The sequence below is a fragment of the Streptomyces sp. ID05-39B genome, assembly GCF_033794725.1.
Lineage (GTDB): Bacteria > Actinomycetota > Actinomycetes > Streptomycetales > Streptomycetaceae > Streptomyces > Streptomyces bobili.
The window spans coordinates 14254-29783 of the sequence record NZ_JARGEF010000045.1; the positions used below are offsets into that span (position 1 = coordinate 14254).

At 70.3% G+C, this 15530-nt stretch carries 15 protein-coding genes and 5 tRNA genes; 6 read left to right on the top strand and 14 right to left on the bottom strand.

The features are described from left to right. Positions 1-93: 93 nt before the first annotated feature. Together cofC and P1P75_RS12985 are read left to right on the top strand one after the other, a co-directional pair. Entirely contained in the window at positions 94-732 is a 639-nt protein-coding gene (cofC, locus tag P1P75_RS12980) for a 2-phospho-L-lactate guanylyltransferase (protein ID WP_319254774.1), read from the top strand. A 10-nt stretch (positions 733-742) separates the two neighbouring features. Further along, a complete protein-coding gene (locus tag P1P75_RS12985) occupies positions 743-946 on the top strand; it encodes a hypothetical protein (protein ID WP_319254776.1) in 204 nt (67 codons plus the stop codon). A gap of 110 nt (positions 947-1056) precedes the next feature. Here the strand turns inward: P1P75_RS12985 and P1P75_RS12990 are convergent, their stop codons facing one another. The 4 genes from P1P75_RS12990 to leuC all read right to left on the bottom strand — a co-directional run bounded on the left by P1P75_RS12990 (position 1057) and on the right by leuC (position 4461). After that, a complete protein-coding gene (locus tag P1P75_RS12990) occupies positions 1057-1725 on the bottom strand; it encodes an HU family DNA-binding protein (RefSeq protein ID WP_319254778.1) in 669 nt (222 codons plus the stop codon). 137 nt (positions 1726-1862) lie between these two features. Further along, complete coding sequence (locus tag P1P75_RS12995) at positions 1863-2093, bottom strand: hypothetical protein (protein ID WP_086767364.1); 231 nt, start codon at positions 2091-2093, stop codon at positions 1863-1865. A gap of 337 nt (positions 2094-2430) precedes the next feature. Beyond that, positions 2431-3024, bottom strand: a complete 594-nt coding sequence (leuD, locus tag P1P75_RS13000) for a 3-isopropylmalate dehydratase small subunit (RefSeq protein WP_319254780.1) — start codon at positions 3022-3024, stop codon at positions 2431-2433. A 6-nt stretch (positions 3025-3030) separates the two neighbouring features. Then, positions 3031-4461, bottom strand: coding sequence for a 3-isopropylmalate dehydratase large subunit (gene leuC / locus P1P75_RS13005; protein ID WP_319254782.1), 1431 nt, complete (start codon positions 4459-4461; stop codon positions 3031-3033). Positions 4462-4668: 207 nt separating this feature from the next. On the opposite strand from leuC, the gene ndgR reads away from it, so the two are divergent. Beyond that, positions 4669-5385, top strand: a complete 717-nt coding sequence (gene ndgR / locus P1P75_RS13010; protein WP_081219617.1) for an IclR family transcriptional regulator NdgR — start codon at positions 4669-4671, stop codon at positions 5383-5385. Positions 5386-5476: 91 nt separating this feature from the next. On the opposite strand, the gene P1P75_RS13015 is transcribed toward ndgR, so the two are convergent. Beyond that, a complete protein-coding gene (locus tag P1P75_RS13015; RefSeq protein WP_319254784.1) occupies positions 5477-5980 on the bottom strand; it encodes a DUF4188 domain-containing protein in 504 nt (167 codons plus the stop codon). 92 nt (positions 5981-6072) lie between these two features. Here P1P75_RS13015 and P1P75_RS13020 point away from each other — a divergent pair, with 92 nt between their 5' ends. Then, the gene (locus P1P75_RS13020; protein ID WP_319254786.1) at positions 6073-6717 is read left to right on the top strand and encodes a MerR family transcriptional regulator; all 645 of its coding nucleotides are present in this window, start codon (positions 6073-6075) and stop codon (positions 6715-6717) included. Between the two features lie 102 nt (positions 6718-6819). Here the strand turns inward: P1P75_RS13020 and P1P75_RS13025 are convergent. The 6 genes from P1P75_RS13025 to P1P75_RS13050 all read right to left on the bottom strand — a co-directional run bounded on the left by P1P75_RS13025 (position 6820) and on the right by P1P75_RS13050 (position 8154). Continuing rightward, positions 6820-6892 (bottom strand) — tRNA-Glu (locus P1P75_RS13025). Between the two features lie 28 nt (positions 6893-6920). Beyond that, positions 6921-6992, bottom strand: a tRNA-Gln gene (locus tag P1P75_RS13030). A gap of 20 nt (positions 6993-7012) precedes the next feature. After that, positions 7013-7085: transfer RNA gene (locus P1P75_RS13035), tRNA-Glu, on the bottom strand. Between the two features lie 62 nt (positions 7086-7147). Then, positions 7148-7220, bottom strand: a tRNA-Glu gene (locus P1P75_RS13040). Between the two features lie 39 nt (positions 7221-7259). Continuing rightward, positions 7260-7331: transfer RNA gene (locus P1P75_RS13045), tRNA-Gln, on the bottom strand. 91 nt (positions 7332-7422) lie between these two features. Beyond that, positions 7423-8154 (bottom strand): HAD family hydrolase, encoded by a 732-nt coding sequence (locus tag P1P75_RS13050; RefSeq protein WP_319254788.1) that lies wholly within the window; start codon positions 8152-8154, stop codon positions 7423-7425. Between the two features lie 217 nt (positions 8155-8371). Between P1P75_RS13050 and P1P75_RS13055 the strand changes: the two genes are divergently transcribed. After that, on the top strand, positions 8372-8566 hold the full coding sequence (locus P1P75_RS13055) for a hypothetical protein (protein ID WP_319254790.1): 195 nt from the start codon (positions 8372-8374) through the stop codon (positions 8564-8566). A gap of 60 nt (positions 8567-8626) precedes the next feature. On the opposite strand, the gene gltX is transcribed toward P1P75_RS13055, so the two are convergent. From gltX to P1P75_RS13070, 3 genes are all read right to left on the bottom strand, one after another. Next, positions 8627-10111: a glutamate--tRNA ligase gene (gene gltX, locus P1P75_RS13060; protein ID WP_319254792.1), complete on the bottom strand. Its 1485-nt coding sequence runs from the start codon at positions 10109-10111 to the stop codon at positions 8627-8629. After that, the gene (locus P1P75_RS13065; RefSeq protein ID WP_319254794.1) at positions 10104-10880 is read right to left on the bottom strand and encodes a fumarylacetoacetate hydrolase family protein; all 777 of its coding nucleotides are present in this window, start codon (positions 10878-10880) and stop codon (positions 10104-10106) included. The genes gltX and P1P75_RS13065 overlap by 8 nt, the downstream gene beginning before the upstream one ends. A gap of 132 nt (positions 10881-11012) precedes the next feature. Then, positions 11013-11198, bottom strand: coding sequence for a hypothetical protein (locus tag P1P75_RS13070; RefSeq protein ID WP_319254796.1), 186 nt, complete (start codon positions 11196-11198; stop codon positions 11013-11015). Between the two features lie 588 nt (positions 11199-11786). On the opposite strand from P1P75_RS13070, the gene P1P75_RS13075 reads away from it, so the two are divergent. Continuing rightward, positions 11787-15524 carry a nitrate- and nitrite sensing domain-containing protein gene (locus P1P75_RS13075; protein ID WP_319254798.1) on the top strand — a complete coding sequence of 1246 codons (3738 nt, stop codon included), beginning with the start codon at positions 11787-11789 and terminating at the stop codon, positions 15522-15524. Positions 15525-15530 lie beyond the last annotated feature (6 nt).

Here is a 15530-nt window from a genome sequence, read left to right on the forward strand (position 1 = left end):
CGCCGGTCTGTCGAGAACACCGTACGCCCCGACCGAGGTGGCGCCGGAGGGACCGGGGGACAATGTCCGCGACGAGAGAGAGACGGTACGCCGGTGCAGTGGAGCTTGGTCATCCCCCTGAAGCCCTTGGCACTGGCCAAGAGCAGACTCGCGGACACCGCCGCCGACGCGCTGCGTCCTGGCCTCGCCCTGGCCTTCGCCGTGGACACCGTGGCGGCCGCGCTGGCCTGTGCCGCGGTGCGTGATGTGGCCGTGGTCACCAATGACGAACTGGCCGGGCGCGAACTCGCGGCGCTCGGCGCGCGCATCGTCCCCGACGACCCGCGCGCGGGTCTGAACGCCGCCCTGGCACACGCGGCGGCCGCGGTACGCGCCACGCTTCCCGACAGTGCGGTGGCCGCACTCAACGCGGATCTGCCCGCACTGCGTCCGCCGGAATTGGCCCGCGTCCTGGATGCCGCCGCGGAATTCCCGCGGGCTTTTCTCCCCGATGCGGCCGCAATCGGTACAACTCTGCTCGCGGTGGCCCCCGGCCGTGAATTGCTTCCCGCATTCGGCACCGATTCCCGCGCCCGGCACCGAGCCTCCGGCGCCATGGAACTCCGGCCGGCGGCCGTGACTTCCGTACGGCAGGACGTGGACACCGGTGAGGACCTGCGGGTGGCCCTGGCGCTCGGGGTGGGGCCACGAACGGCCGCCGCGGCCGCGCGCCTGCTCATTCCGGGGCAGTAGGCTGCCGGTCATGCAGGCCACCGCATACACGTACGACGCCGGCACCCGCAGCGGACAGGTGCTGCTGGACGACGGCACCCCGGTGCCCTTCGACGCCTCGGCGTTCGACGCGGGCGGGCTGAGGCTGCTGCGCCCGGGACAGCGGGTGCGGATCGAGACCGAGGGCGAGGGTGACTCCCGGCGCGTCACTCTCGTCACCCTCCAGACCTTCTGACTCCGGACCGTTTGAGGCTTCCGAGCTGGCCGGAGTGCGGCAGAACGCCGCGGGCCGGACTCCGAGAGGGAGTCCGGCCCGGCGCGTGAGTGCCGTTGAACGCTTGCGCCTCAGCGAGCGGTGGTCTTCTTCGCGGTGGTCTTGCGGGCGCTCGACTTCTTGGCGGGGGCCTTCTTGGCCGTCGCCTTCTTCGCCGGGGCCTTCTTGGCGGCCGTCTTCTGGGCCGTGGCCGTCTTGGCCGTGGTCTTCTTGGCGGCCGGCGTCGCCGTCTTGGCGGTCGACTTCTTCGCGGCGCCCGTGGTCTTCTTCGCGGCGCCCGTGGTCTTCTTCGCCGCGGCCGTCGTCTTCTTCGCCGCGGCCGTCGTCTTCTTCGCGGCGGCCGTCGCGCGCTTGGCCGGGGCGGCCTTCTTCGCCGCGGCCTTCTTGACCGTGGCGGAGGCGCCGCCGGTCAGGCTGCCCTTGGGCGCCTTCTTGACGGCGACCTCGCCGCCGCGCGGGAGCTTCTTCGAGCCGCTCACCAGGTCCTTGAAGCCCTGGCCCGCGCGGAAGCGCGGCACGGACGTCTTCTTGACCCGAACCCGCTCGCCCGTCTGGGGGTTGCGGGCGTAGCGGGCCGGACGGTCGACCTTCTCGAACGAACCGAAGCCGGTGACCGAGACCCTGTCCCCGGCGACGGTCGCGCGGACGATGGCGTCCAGGACCGCGTCGACCGCGTCGGCGGCCTGCTGCCTGCCGCCCACCTTGTCGGCAATCGCTTCTACGAGCTGCGCCTTGTTCACGTCTTCCCCTTCGGAGACATTGCCAGAACGAAAGTGTTCAAGCGTTTTCGCACGTTAGGCAGATATATACCGCAAATCAAACACGAAACGGGCTAATCACCCTTGTGCCGCAACGAACTCGGCTGCTCCGGAAGCGATCAACGCTCCTCTTCGGGGACGCGTCCCGCGTCGAGGTCCGCCATGAACCGCTCCAGCCGCCTTGTCGCGTCGGCGAGATCGTGCTTGGCCGCGGCCGTAATGACCAGCAGCTTCCGGGTCAGCGCCATCCGTACGCCCTCCGGGACTTGCAGTGCGCGCACTCTTGCGTGCGCTTCCTTGAGCTGGTTCGCGACCGCCGTATAGAGCTCGAGTTGGCCGTCGTGTTCCATGCACAGATTGTGCCATCTGGGGCGAGTTGTCGCCCGCCCAGGGGGCAACTGGCGCCTCACAGGGGGTTCCTGGCACCTCGGGACGTCCTGGCCTCGATAGGCGCGTACCCCGGCAACCACCGCCGTAACGTGGGAAGTTGGGAGATACGGCGAAGATCGGCGGGGCCGAACGGGTGCAGACATGGCCGTACCCCCGATCGGGCCGATCGGGGGTACGGAGGGGGCTATCGGTGGCTGGAATTCGACCAGAGCCGGTCGACTTCGGCCGGCCGCGAGGCAGGATCCGGGCCAGGGTCCGGGTCCCGGCCAGGCCGGGCCGGGTCCGACCAGATCCGGATCAGGTCTGGAGCGTCCTCGGCTTGTACGACGGCCGCTTGGCCTCGTACGCGGCGATGTCGGGCTCGTTCTGGAGCGTGATGGAGATGTCGTCCAGCCCGTTCAGCAGCCGCCAGCGGGCGTTCTCGTCGAGTTCGAAGGCGGCGGTGATGCCCTCGGCGCGCACCTCGCGCCGCTCGAGGTCGACCGTGATCTCGGCGGTGGGGTCCTGCTCGGTCAGCTCCCACAGCGCGTCCACGATCTTCTGCTCCAGCAGGACCGTGAGCAGGCCGTTCTTCAGCGAGTTGCCGCGGAAGATGTCGGCGAACCGGGAGGAGATCACGGTCTTGAAGCCGAAGTTCTGCAGTGCCCAGACGGCGTGCTCGCGGGAGGAGCCGGTGCCGAAGTCGGGGCCGGCCACCAGGACGGTCGCGCCCCTCCGCTCGGGCTGGTTGAGGATGAACGACCCGTCCTTGCGCCAGGCCTCGAACAGCCCGTCCTCGAACCCGTCCCGCGTGACCTTCTTGAGCCAGTGAGCAGGGATGATCTGGTCGGTGTCGACGTTGGATCGGCGCAGCGGGACGGCCCGGCCGGTGTGCGTGGTGAATGCTTCCATGACTGATCAGACTCCAGCGGGCGTACGGGTCTCGGCGTCGGACAGATCGGCCGGGGAGGCCAGGTGGCCCAGGACGGCCGTGGAGGCCGCGACCTGCGGGGACACCAGGTGCGTACGACCGCCCTTGCCCTGCCGGCCCTCGAAGTTGCGGTTGGAGGTGGACGCGGAGCGCTCACCCGGCGCCAGCTGGTCGGGGTTCATGCCCAGACACATCGAGCAGCCCGCGTGCCGCCATTCGGCGCCGGCCTCCTTGAAGACGACGTCCAGACCCTCGGAGACGGCCTGCAGACCCACCCGCGCGGAGCCGGGGACGACCAGCATCCGTACGCCGTCGGCGACTTTGCGGCCCTTCACGAGTTCGGCGGCGGCGCGCAGGTCCTCGATCCGCCCGTTGGTGCAGGAACCTACGAAGACGGTGTCCACCTTGATGGAGCGCAGCGGCTGTCCGGCCTCCAACCCCATGTATTCCAGGGCCTTTTCGGCGGCGTGGCGCTCCGAAGCGTCTTCGTACGAAGCCGGGTCGGGGACGGTTGCCGAAAGCGGTGCGCCCTGCCCCGGGTTGGTGCCCCAGGTGACGAACGGCGACAGCTCACCGGCCTTGATGACGACCTCGGCGTCGAACTCGGCGTCCTCGTCCGTCTTCAGCGTCTTCCAGTACGCGACGGCGGCGTCCCAGTCCTCGCCCTCGGGCGCGTGCGGGCGGCCCTTGAGGTACTCGAAGGTGGTCTCGTCGGGGGCGATCATGCCCGCGCGGGCGCCGGCCTCGATCGACATGTTGCAGATGGTCATCCGGGCCTCCATCGAGAGCTTCTCGATGGCGGAGCCGCGGTACTCCAGGACGTAGCCCTGGCCGCCGCCGGTGCCGATCCGCGCGATGATCGCCAGGATCAGGTCCTTGGCGGTGACGCCGTCGGGCAGTTCGCCGTCGACGGTGATCGCCATGGTCTTCGGGCGGGCCATCGGCAGCGTCTGGGTGGCCAGCACATGCTCGACCTGCGAGGTGCCGATGCCGAAGGCCAGGCCGCCGAAGGCGCCGTGCGTGGAGGTGTGGGAGTCGCCGCAGACGACGGTCATGCCGGGCTGGGTCAGTCCGAGCTGCGGACCGACGACGTGCACGACGCCCTGCTCGACGTCGCCCAGCGGGTGCAGCCGGACGCCGAACTCGGCGCAGTTCCTGCGCAGCGTCTCCAGCTGGATGCGCGAGACCGGGTCGGCGATCGGCTTGTCGATGTCGAGGGTCGGGGTGTTGTGGTCCTCGGTGGCGATGGTGAGGTCGCGGCGGCGCACCTGTCGGCCGCCCTTGCGGAGGCCGTCGAAGGCCTGCGGGCTGGTCACCTCGTGCAGCAGGTGCAGATCGATGAAGAGGAGGTCGGGCTCGCCCTCGGCGCGCCGGACGACGTGGTCGTCCCAGACCTTCTCCGCGAGTGTCCTACCCATCGCTTTCCCTCCGACCGGCAAACCGCGCCGGCCCAACTAGAGATCTTGTGGGGGCGGCAACGCGCCCCTCCGGCTCACCGGGCGCCCCTGCTTGCCGGGCACCCGCCGCCAGGCCCGTTGGTCCTCGGGCCGCTGTGTATCCAAGGGTTGCGCGTCTCACGGAAAATTGAACTTGCGTTTCACAGAGTGAGACGAGAATATCGTTTCATGGACAACAGTAGCGGCGTAGGCGTTCTGGACAAGGCAGCCCTTGTCCTGAGCGCCCTGGAGTCCGGTCCGGCCACCCTCGCAGGCTTGGTCGCTGCCACCGGACTCGCACGACCCACGGCCCACCGGCTGGCCGTGGCTCTGGAACACCACCGTATGGTGGCGCGAGACATGCAGGGCCGTTTCATTCTCGGCCCCCGCCTCGCCGAACTGGCCGCGGCCGCGGGCGAGGACCGCCTCCTCGCGACGGCCGGTCCGGTGCTCACCCACCTCCGTGACATCACGGGCGAGAGCGCCCAGCTCTACCGCCGCCAGGGCGACATGCGCATCTGCGTCGCCGCGGCGGAGCGCCTGTCGGGCCTGCGGGACACGGTCCCGGTCGGCTCGACGCTCACGATGAAGGCGGGCTCCTCGGCGCAGATCCTGATGGCCTGGGAGGAGCCCGAGCGCCTCCACCGCGGCCTCCAGGGCGCCCGCTTCACGGCGACTGCCCTGTCGGGCGTACGGCGCCGAGGCTGGGCCCAGTCGATCGGCGAGCGCGAGCCGGGCGTCGCGTCCGTCTCCGCGCCGGTGCGCGGTCCGTCGAACCGCGTGGTGGCCGCCGTCTCGGTCTCGGGGCCCATCGAGCGCCTCAGCCGGCACCCCGGACGCATGCACGCGCAGGCGGTCATCGACGCCGCGGGCCGCCTGTCGGAGGCGTTGCGCCGCACCGGCTGACGCAAGCCGAAGACAGAGAACAAGGGACACAAGCCAGGGAACAGGGCGGGCCTCAACGCCGCGGCACGCTCTGTCCCCCGGATCCGGTTCCCTACGACGCCGGGGCGCGCCAGGCCAGCCGGTCCTTCGCGGACCGCCCCCGCTCCCCCAACGGCACCGAGCCGTGCGCCGCCGCGAGCCCGAACGCCGGCATGTCGCCGTAGATCGCCTCGTACCGCCCCTCCGGCACGACGTACGTCTCGTGCCAGATGCCCACGTGGCCGCGTACCTTGCCGTCCCGCTCCATGCGGTTGAGACGGGCCCACACCGCGTGATGGAAGGCGTCCGGCGCGCTCGCGTAGGCGTACAGCTTCTCCGCGGACTCCCAGTACTGGACGACGTAGTACGTCCTCGGCGAGGCCGTCAGCAGCACGCGGCTGAGCAGCCCGCGGCCCGGGTCCTTCTTCAGTTCGGCGAGCATGCGGAGCATCGCGAGCATGACCGGCAGCCACTGGTGCACCGCCCAGAAGTGGTTGACGCGCATCCCGATGAGCAGGACGACCACGTCACCGTGGGCGTCGGCGGTGGTGCGGCTGGCGGCGGACTTCCCGGACATGTGCTTCCCCTCGTCGGTCATCGGTCGGTCAGCGGCGCTCTCGAGGCCGCGCATGCTTGGATAGTCCCGCTGACCAAGGAGGGCCGCAAGGGATGCGACTGGCCGAACTGAGCAAGCACAGCGGAGTGTCCACCGCGACGATCAAGTACTACCTGCGCGAGGGACTCCTGCAGCCCGGCCGCCAGGTCAACGCCACGACCGCCGAGTACGACGAGGAGCATCTGCGCCGACTGCGGCTGGTACGGGCGATGATCCAGGTCGGCCGGTTGCCGGTGGCCACGGTGCGAGAAGTCCTGGGGCACGTCGACGACGACTCCCTGGGCCGTACGGTCCGCCTCGGCGCCGCCCTCTGGGCACTGCCGCACGTTCCCGAGCCGGACACGGACGACGAACACCTCCAGGCCGCCCAGCACGAGGCGAGCGAACTCCTGCGGGCTCTGGGCTGGCGGAACGCCGGGCTGCTCACCAGCATCTCCCCCGCCTTCCGCTCGCTGGTGGTGGCGGTGGCCGCGATGCGCCGGCTCGACTTCGACTGGGACGCCGAACTCCTCATGTCCTACGGCCGGTTGATGCACCGTGCGGCCGTCCTCGACCTGGACTTCGTGGAGACGCGGGAGACGGAGGCGGAGCGGGTCGAGACGGCGGTGCTGGGCACGATCCTGGTCGAGCCGATGCTCCAGGCCCTGCACCGGCTGGCCCAGGAGGAGGAGTCGGCACGGCGGTACGGCTTCGAGTGAGCCGCGGCCCCCGGAGCGGGCCCGGAGCGGGCCCGTACGCGTGCGCCGGTTCCCGGGAACGGCGAAGGCCCTCCACCGAAGTGGAGGGCCTTCCCTGATGCGTACCCCCGACCGGATTCGAACCGGCGCTACCGCCTTGAGAGGGCGGCGTGCTAGGCCGCTACACAACGGGGGCCTGAACACTGCGTTTCCGCAGATCAGAGCTGGTCTACCTGGACTCGAACCAAGAATGACGGTACCAGAAACCGTAGTGTTGCCAATTACACCATAGACCAATATGGTTGATAGTTTTGCGTACCCCCGACCGGATTCGAACCGGCGCTACCGCCTTGAGAGGGCGGCGTGCTAGGCCGCTACACAACGGGGGCCCTAGCGATCCTGCATCGACAACAACGGGTGCGACCCGGACTGTTCCCGCGGGAAGGATCTGTACCCCCGACCGGATTCGAACCGGCGCTACTGCCGTGAGAGGGCAGCGTGCTAGGCCGCTACACAACGGGGGCTTTGCGGACAAGATCCGCGGCGCAGATAAGCTCTGCGAGCTGGCCTACCTGGACTCGAACCAAGACTAACTGAACCAGAATCAGTCGTGCTGCCAATTACACCATAGGCCACTGGAACTCAAGCCCCTGCGGGGACCTCGTTCTAGTTCGCTCCCCCGGGTCCCGGCCTTTCGGCCCGCTCCCCGGCGGCGCAGGAAGAACATTACCCGAAGGTGGACTGCGCTCCAAAACGGGTATCGGCGCCGAGGAGCGCGGGCAGTTCGGCCAGGGTGACGATCCGATGCCGTCCGGACGGCAGGTCGACGGTGGCCGTGCCGCCGTGGCGGTCGATCCACACCGAGAGCAGTCCGGCGTCCGCCGCGCCCCGGCCGTCGATCTCCGGATGGTCGCCGACGTACGCCACCTCGTGCGGGGGAAGACCGAGGGCCTCGCAGGCCGCGAGGAAGGCCCCGGCCTCGGGCTTGGAGACGCCCAGCTCGGCCGCGCACAGGATCGACTCGAAACGGTCGTGCACGCCGAGGACGCGCAGCTTGTGGTCCTGGACGTGGATGCTGGAGTTGGAGAGCACGGAGTGCCGGTGGCTGGCCGCGAGGGCGTCCAGGACGGGCAGGACGTCGGGGAAGAGAGCCCAGGCGGTCTCGTAGTGCACGAGGTAGCGCTGGAACCAGGCCTCGGCCTCGGCGTCGGTCATCTCCCGCTCCAGGAAGGCCCGGACCCGGTCGCGGCGCTGCTCCTCGAAGGTCAGGCCGCCGGCGGAGAAGCGCGCCCACTGCTGTTCGGTGGCCTCCCGCCACCGCTCCAGCGCCCGCTCGGCGGTGCCGTACCGGTCGAGGAGCCCTTCGGCCAGGAGGTAGCTGCGCATGCCCTCACGGTCGGCGGTGGTGTAGTCGAAGAGGGTGTCGTCGACGTCCCAGACGACAGCGGTGATCGGCATGTCACCGACGGTACCCGCACCGGCCGGGGGTACGGGGGTCATCCCCCGATATCGGCAACCGCGAAGAGGATGTCGTCGACGTCCCGGCGACAGCTTTGATCACCGTCACAGGCTGGCGCACTTGGGCCATGGGCGAGTGCCGAATCCAGTTCACCGTTGAGGCTCGTGCGGCGTACGCCCTGCCCCGCCCTCGCGCCAGACCCACCTGGACAGGGCCGTGCGGATACTGGCGCAGGACCCGTTCCGGAGGCACTCGACCGCGCAACTGGGCCCCGACGAGCACTTCCGCAAGGCGCACGTCGCCCCCGGGGTGGTGCTGGAGTACATGGTGGCCGGCGCGATCATGGTCGTCGTCGTACTGGAGATCTTCGACGAGAGCGCCTGTCTGATCGACGAGGCCGACGTCCGGTGAGCGCCGCGCGAAGGGGCGGCACCCGGAGTTGCGGGTGCCGCCCCTTCGCACAGGCACGGCCTATGCCGTCAGCCGCGCCAGCGCGGCGTCGATCCGCGTCAGCGCCTCGTCCTTGCCGAGGATCTCCAGGGACTCGAAGAGGGGCAGGCCGACCGTGCGGCCGGTGACGGCGACACGGACCGGGGCCTGGGCCTTGCCGAGCTTGAGGCCGTGGGCCTCACCGGCGGCCAGGACGGCCTCCTTGAGTGCCTCCGGGCTGGTCCAGTCGGCCGCTTCCAGCTTCTCGCGGGCCGTGGCGAGCAGGGCGTCCGAGCCCTCCTTCATCGCCTTCGCCCAGCTCGCCTCGTCGACGGCCGGCTCGGCGAGGAAGAGGAAGTCGACGTTGTCGGTGATCTCGGAGAGGACCTTGAGGCGGGTCTGGGCGTGCGGGGCGATCCGCTGCCACTTCGCCTCGTCGAAGTCCTCCGGCGCCCAGGGGGCGAACGGGGCCCGCAGCCACGGACGGCAGCGCTCGGTGAACTCCTTCACGTCGAGCAGACGGATGTGGTCGGCGTTGATCGCCTCGCACTTCTTGAGGTCGAAGCGCGCCGGGTTGGGGTTCACGTCCGCGATGTCGAAGGCCGCGACCATCTCGTCCATCGTGAAGATGTCCTGGTCGGCCGAGAGGGACCAGCCGAGGAGCGAGAGGTAGTTGAGCAGGCCCTCGGGCAGGAAGCCGCGCTCGCGGTAGAGGTTGAGCGAGGACTCAGGGTCGCGCTTGGAGAGCTTCTTGTTGCCCTCGCCCATCACGTACGGCAGGTGGCCGAAGGAGGGGATCTCCTTGGCGATGCCCAGCTCGATCAGCGCCTTGTAGAGGGCGATCTGGCGGGGGGTGGAGGAGAGCAGGTCCTCGCCGCGCAGGACGTGGGTGATCTCCATCAGGGCGTCGTCGACCGGATTGACGAGCGTGTACAGCGGGGCGCCGTTGGCGCGGACGATGCCGTAGTCCGGGACGTTCTCCGGGGTGAAGGTCAGCTCGCCGCGGACCAGGTCCGTGAAGGTGATCGTCTCGTCGGGCATCCGGAAGCGGACGATCGGGGTGCGGCCCTGGGCCTGGTACTCCTCGACCCGCGCGGCGCTCAGGTCGCGGCAGTGGCCGTCGTAGCCGGACGGCTTGCCGGCGGCGCGGGCGGCCTCACGGCGGGTGTCCAGCTCCTCCTGGGAGCAGTAGCAGCGGTAGGCGTGGCCGGCGGCGAGGAGCTTCTCGGCGACGTCCTTGTAGAGGTCCATCCGCTGCGACTGGCGGTACGGCGCGTGCGGGCCGCCGATCTCGGGGCCCTCGTCCCAGTCGAAGCCCAGCCAGCGCATCGCGTCGAGGAGCTGCCCGTACGACTCCTCGGAGTCGCGGGCCGCGTCGGTGTCCTCGATGCGGAAGACCAGGGTGCCCTGGTGGTGGCGCGCGAACGCCCAGTTGAACAGCGCCGTGCGGACCAGGCCCACGTGGGGGTTACCGGTGGGCGACGGACAGAAACGGACGCGTACGGGGGAGCCGGGTGCGCTAGCCACGCTTGACAACCTTGTTGGTGAGAGTGCCGATGCCTTCGATGCTGACGGAGACCTCGTCGCCGACAGCGAGCGGGCCGACCCCTGCCGGGGTGCCCGTGAGGATCACGTCGCCGGGGAGCAGCGTCATGGCCTCGGTGATGTTGACGATCAGATCCTCGATGGTGTGGATCATCTCGCTGGTGCGGCCGAGCTGCCGCTGCTGCCCGTTGACCGTGAGCTGGATGGTGAGGTCGGCGGGGTCGAGGTCGGTCTCCACCCAGGGGCCGAGGGGGCAGGCGGAGTCGAAGCCCTTGGCCCTGGCCCACTGCTTCTCGCGCTTCTGGACGTCCCTCGCGGTGATGTCGTTGGCGCAGGTGTAGCCGAAGATCACGTCCTTGACGCGTTCGCGGGGGACCTCGCGGCACATGCGGCCGATGACCACGGCCAGTTCGGCCTCGTGGTGGAGGTCCTCGGAGAAGGGCGGGTACTGGATGCCGTCCCCGGGTCCGACCACGGAGGTGGAGGGCTTGATGAAGGCGAACGGGGCGTCGGGCACCTCGTGGCCGAGTTCGCGTGCGTGCTCGGCGTAGTTGCGGCCGAAGGCCACGACCTTGCTGGGGAGCACGGGCGGCAGGAGCCGGACCTTGCTCAGCGGCACCTTCGTGCCGGAGAGCTCGTGTTCCGTGAAGGGGATGCCCTTGATGATGTCGAGGACGAGCTCGTCCGGCTTGTCGCCCTCGACCGCGCCGAAGGCGACGTTCCCGTCGATGGAGAACCTGGCGATGCGCACGGGTTGGTTGGCCCCTTGACTTAAGCGGCTGGAGTCTGACGCTCCAGGCTAACGCGGAAGGGCGTCCCCGGCCGGGGACGCCCTCGACATCCGTGGCCGGCCGCCTGAGCAGGCGGCGGCCGGTGTGCGTATCTACTCGACGGAGGAGGTCACCGGGATCTCCATGAGGATGGTGCGCCTGGGGTTGGCGGTCTGGGCCGGGAGGTCGACGGAGTGCTCCTGCTGCTCCGGGAGCCCCAGTTCGTCAGCGTCCTTGAGGTGCGCCAGCGTCGTGCGCCGCGGGTTGGCGATCTTGTGGAACATCGTCGTCGTCTTCACCGTTGTAGTGAACCCTGTCCTGTCCGGGCGCCGGGAGCCGGGTCTCCCGTAAGCGCGTCTTGTCGGATTTGCCATCCCTGTAAAGCGTCAGGCTAAACACGCGATTCCCACAGAACGCGTGCGGGTCTCATGATCGATGTGTGAGTTTGCTCACGAATCCGCGCTCAAACCGGTCAATCCAGGCCCTCGATCGACCGCTACGAAACGGACATTGCACACCTGAACCTGTCATTCCGCTCCTGATCATGGCGACTGGGACACCCCTCCCCCCGTGCCTCTTCGCCCCTTTATGCCCGGATTACCCCGGATCATTTTCTACGTCCGGTAATCCACCCCTCACCCGCTGTCACGGATGTCACAGCCCGGCCAACAAGCCTTGTTGGAGATCCGGCACTGTGCTGGAATTCCTCGGACCGCCGCGGGATCGAGCCGGCGCGCATGGCGCACAGCAGCGCCGAGCGGCGGCGAGAGGGGGAAGCGCCGGTACTCACGACCATCGGGGGGCGTAATTCAGGACGCCCCTCAAGACGCCGACACCGTCCTTTCCGTTCACCCGGAGGGACGCCTGGTCCAGAGGTTGCGACGCTAGTGCAGGGACGTTTCAAGAGGGATGGCAGCGCTTCGGCCGAGCCGGAGCCGCGCGGCGGGACCGGCCCTATGGCCGGCGGCTCCTCGCCCCAGCACGCCCAGAACCCGGGCCCGGCCGGCGACGGCGGTGAGCGCCCTGGGCGCCCCGGCGCGTCCGCGTCGTCGAGCCCCCTTCAACCGACTCCGACGGTCAAGCCCCCGACCGGTACCCCCGGCACGGGATCGCGTGTGGCGCTGCGCAACTGGCGCATCTCCACGCGTCTGGTCGCGCTGCTGACGCTTCCCGTGGTCGCGGCCACGACGCTGGGCACGCTGCGCATCAACGAGTCCATGGACGACATCCAGCAGCTCGACAACATGAAGCTGCTGACGGACATGACCTCGCAGGCGACCGACCTGGCCACCCGCCTCCAGGAGGAGCGCGACCAGTCCGCCGGTCCGCTCGCCCACGGCAGGTCCGCGGCCGACTTCACGGTCAAGGGCACCCGCGAGAAGACCGACGCGGCACTGGAGTCCTTCAAGGACGCCTCCGAGGAGATCGACGCCTCCAGCACGGACGGCAACCTCCAGGGTGTCCGCGACAGCCTCGTGGGTCTCCTCAGCGACCTCGGCAACCTCGCGAAGGTCCGCAAGTCGGCCTACGCGGAGCCGAAGAACTCCACCCAGACGGTGGAGGCCTATCACCGCCTCATCACCCACCTGCTCGACCTCTCGCAGGACATGGCGCAGGCCACGAGCAACCCGGAGATGATCCAGCGCACCCGCGCGCTGGCCGCCTTCTCCGCCTCCAAGGAGTACGCCTCCGTCCAGCGCGCCGCCCTCGCCGCCGCGCTGCCCGTCAACGACGACGTCTACGGCGAGATATCGGAGAACGACCGGCAGTACGCCGAGGCCGCCCTGGAGAACGAGGACTCCGAACTCGCCAGCTTCCGCAGCATCTACGGCGACCAGGGTGCGGAGGAGCTGCTCACGCCCGTCGAGAAGGGCAGCCCGACCATTGAGGACGCCGACACGTACGCCAACCGTGCGCTCAGCTCCCCCAACGGTCTGAGGTCGCTGGACAAGCGGTCGTACAAGGACTGGCTCGACGCCAGTACCACCAAGATCCGCCAGATGAAGAACATCGAGACCACGCTGCTCGAGGACATGGAGCAGAAGGCCCGTGAGCTGCGCGCCGAGTCCGAGCGCGAGGCGATCATCTCCGGTGCGCTGATCCTGCTCGTCCTCGGTGTGTCGCTGGTCGGCGCGTTCGTCGTCGCCCGGTCCATGATCCGCTCGCTGCGCCGGCTCCAGGAGACGGCCACCAAGGTCGCCCAGGACCGGCTGCCCGAGCTGGTCAAGCAGCTGTCCGAGTCCGACCCGCAGGACGTCGACACGTCCGTGGAGTCGGTCGGTGTGCACTCCCGGGACGAGATCGGCCAGGTGGCCGCGGCCTTCGACGACGTGCACCGCGAGGCCGTCCGCCTCGCCGCCGAGCAGGCCCTTCTGCGGGGCAACGTCAACGCGATGTTCACCAACCTCTCGCGCCGCTCCCAGGGCCTCATCCAGCGCCAGCTGTCGCTCATCTCCGAACTGGAGTCGCGCGAGGCCGACCCGGACCAGCTGTCCTCGCTGTTCAAGCTCGACCACCTCGCGACCCGCATGCGCCGTAACGGCGAGAACCTCCTCGTCCTCGCCGGTGAGGAGCCCGGCCGCCGCTGGACCCGTCCGGTCCCGCTGGTCGACGTGCTCCGCGCCGCCGCCTCCGAGGTGGAGCAGTACGAGCGCATCGAGCTGTCCTCCGTGCCCACCACCGAAGTGGCCGGCCGGGTCGTCAACGACCTCGTGCACCTCCTCGCCGAGCTGCTCGAGAACGCGACCTCGTTCTCCTCCCCGCAGACCAAGGTCAAGGTCACCGGTCACGCGCTGCCCGACGGCCGCGTCCTGATCGAGATCCACGACACCGGCATCGGCCTCTCCCCCGAGGACCTCGCCGCGATCAACGAGCGGCTCGCGTCGCCGCCCACCGTGGACGTGTCGGTCTCCCGCCGCATGGGTCTGTTCGTGGTCGGCCGACTGTCGCAGCGTCACGGCATCCGCATCCAGCTCCGCCCGTCCGACTCCGGTGGTACGACCGCGCTGGTCATGCTTCCCGTGGACGTCGCCCAGGGTGGCAAGAAGCCCCAGCCCAAGCCCGGTCAGGGCAGCGTGTCCGGCGGTCCCGCCGCCGCGCAGGCCGCCGCCGGTGTCGCCGCCGCCCGCCGTCAGGGCGGTCAGGGCGGTGCCCTCGGCGCCGGTTCCGGCACGGGTGGCCTGCTCGGCGCCGGCCAGGGTCCCCGGGCCGCGCTGCCCGGCCGTGACGGCGGTGGCCGTCCCGGTACGCCGCGCGGGCCGCAGGGTCCGGCCTCACCCCCGCAGGGCCGTCCGGCTCCGGCCGGTTCCGGCTTCGGCGGTCAGGCCCAGGGTGCCTCGCAGGGCCTCCAGTCGGCCGGCACCGGTACGCCGGGCCAGAGCCAGGACATGTTCGGCGCCGGGCGTCCGCCCGCGCCGCGCCAGAACGACAACCGTGGCGAGCAGGGCGGTCGCGGCCGTGGCCGTCAGCCGCAGCTGCCGCCGCGCGGCGGTGGCCCGCGTGCCGAGCTGCCGGGCGGCAACCCGCAGCCCCTCGGCACCAGCTGGGCCGACGAGAACGCCCAGCCGCCGGTTGCGCGCCCGCCGCTGGACGCCCCGCGCGGCCACGACGAGCCGGATGCCGCGCAGACCTCGCGGATGCCGCGCATCGACGACCGCCAGGGTCCCGGCGGCACCGCCGAGATACCGAGGATCGACGAGCGCCAGGGCCCGGCCGGCCCCGCGGACTTCGCGCGCCCCGGCGCGGGCGGCCCGCAGCACACCGGTCAGTTCCAGGACATGGGCCAGTTCTCCGGCCTGAACGGCGCCCAGGACACGGGCCAGTTCCCGGCTCCGGGTGCCAACGGACGGCAGGACGGCTACGTCCGCAACGACGTCTTCGGCACCCCGGGCGCCCAGAACCCCCCGGCGGCCCCCAACCGGTACGCCGCTCCGCAGTCCTACGACAACGGTTCCACCGGTCAGTTTCCCAACCCCGGACAGAACAGCCCCGGCCACAACGGCTCCAGCACCGGCCAGCACGCGCTGCCCGGCCGCCAGGACCCCTCGTCCACGGGCCAGTTCGACCGGCCCCAGAACGTCAACGGCGGCAACGGCTACGGCTACGGCTCACCGCAGCAGCAGCCCGTACCGCCCCGCCCCGCCCCCCGTCCCGAGCCGGAGGCCCTGCCGCCGGCCGGTCCGGGTGACGGCCGTACCCCGCTGTTCGACAACCTGGAGACCAACTGGTTCCACGGACAGCAGGCCGACGGAAACGGCAACGGCTCGGCCCCCACGCCGCAGCAACAGCAGCCGCAGGCTCCGGCTGCTCCCCAGCGTCCCGCGGCGACGGGCGCCTCCTGGCGCACCTCGCCGAACGACGAACTCGTCCGTCAGGCCGAGCGAGTCCGGCAGCCCGCCGCGGGCGGCGTCACCACTTCCGGCCTGCCGCGCCGGGTGCCCAGGGCGAACCTCGTCCCGGGCACGGCTCAGCAGCAAGAGCACCAAACCGGTCCGCAGGTCTCGCGTGCGCCTGACGACGTACGCGGCCGGCTGACCAATCTCCGTCGGGGCATCGCGCAGGGTCGTCAGGCCGGCAACGGCTCGACCGGCAGTTTCCCGAGCCCCACTCACCAGCAGGAGCGTTAGTTGAGC

Bases quoted from the DNA above. Each gene is read 5' to 3' on its own strand.
- P1P75_RS12985 (WP_319254776.1), top strand. From the start codon at position 743: ATGCAGGCCACCGCATACACGTACGACGCCGGCACCCGCAGCGGACAG.
- P1P75_RS13050 (WP_319254788.1), bottom strand. From the start codon at position 8,154: ATGCCGATCACCGCTGTCGTCTGGGACGTCGACGACACCCTCTTCGAC.
- P1P75_RS13015 (WP_319254784.1), bottom strand. From the start codon at position 5,980: ATGTCCGGGAAGTCCGCCGCCAGCCGCACCACCGCCGACGCCCACGGT.
- P1P75_RS13020 (WP_319254786.1), top strand. From the start codon at position 6,073: ATGCGACTGGCCGAACTGAGCAAGCACAGCGGAGTGTCCACCGCGACG.
- leuD (WP_319254780.1), bottom strand. From the start codon at position 3,024: ATGGAAGCATTCACCACGCACACCGGCCGGGCCGTCCCGCTGCGCCGA.
- ndgR (WP_081219617.1), top strand. From the start codon at position 4,669: ATGGACAACAGTAGCGGCGTAGGCGTTCTGGACAAGGCAGCCCTTGTC.
- P1P75_RS12995 (WP_086767364.1), bottom strand. From the start codon at position 2,093: ATGGAACACGACGGCCAACTCGAGCTCTATACGGCGGTCGCGAACCAG.
- leuC (WP_319254782.1), bottom strand. From the start codon at position 4,461: ATGGGTAGGACACTCGCGGAGAAGGTCTGGGACGACCACGTCGTCCGG.